Source organism: Vibrio sp. bablab_jr001, from assembly GCF_016464285.1.
GTDB lineage: Bacteria > Pseudomonadota > Gammaproteobacteria > Enterobacterales > Vibrionaceae > Vibrio > Vibrio fluvialis.
The window spans coordinates 1-456 of the sequence record NZ_JACDWZ010000083.1 but is presented as its reverse complement, the minus strand read 5'-3'; the positions used below and the strand labels follow the sequence as shown (position 1 = coordinate 456).

General features: G+C 47.8%; 2 tRNA genes and 1 rRNA gene. All 3 read right to left on the bottom strand.

Annotated features, from left to right (window positions below):
• Positions 1–94: 94 nt before the first annotated feature.
• Positions 95–170: transfer RNA gene (locus tag JIG40_RS13590), tRNA-Ala, on the bottom strand.
• A gap of 42 nt (positions 171–212) precedes the next feature.
• A tRNA-Ile gene (locus tag JIG40_RS13585) sits at positions 213–289 on the bottom strand.
• A gap of 65 nt (positions 290–354) precedes the next feature.
• Positions 355–456, bottom strand: a 16S ribosomal RNA gene (locus JIG40_RS13580); the annotation flags it as partial.

Here is a 456-nt window from a genome sequence, read left to right as displayed (position 1 = left end):
TAAAAGATTGTTTTGTCAGCTTTCCAAATTGTTAAAGAGCAGATTTTCTGATGAAAACCATGTTTAAGAACACTTAAGCAAATGTGCTTAAAGATGGTGGAGCTAAGCAGGATCGAACTGCTGACCTCCTGCGTGCAAGGCAGGCGCTCTCCCAGCTGAGCTATAGCCCCATCAGGTGTTGATACTGTGTGCCAATCCTCTGGGAGGAAGATTGGTGGGTCTGAGTGGACTCGAACCACCGACCTCTCGCTTATCAGGCGAACGCTCTAACCACCTGAGCTACAGACCCAGTATCGTCTCTAAAACGTATAAACCATCAATCTGTGTGAACACTCATCGCAATAATCATTCGTATAAGGAGGTGATCCAGCGCCAGGTTCCCCTAGCGCTACCTTGTTACGACTTCACCCCAGTCATGAACCACAAAGTGGCAAGCGTCCTCCCGAAGGTTAAACT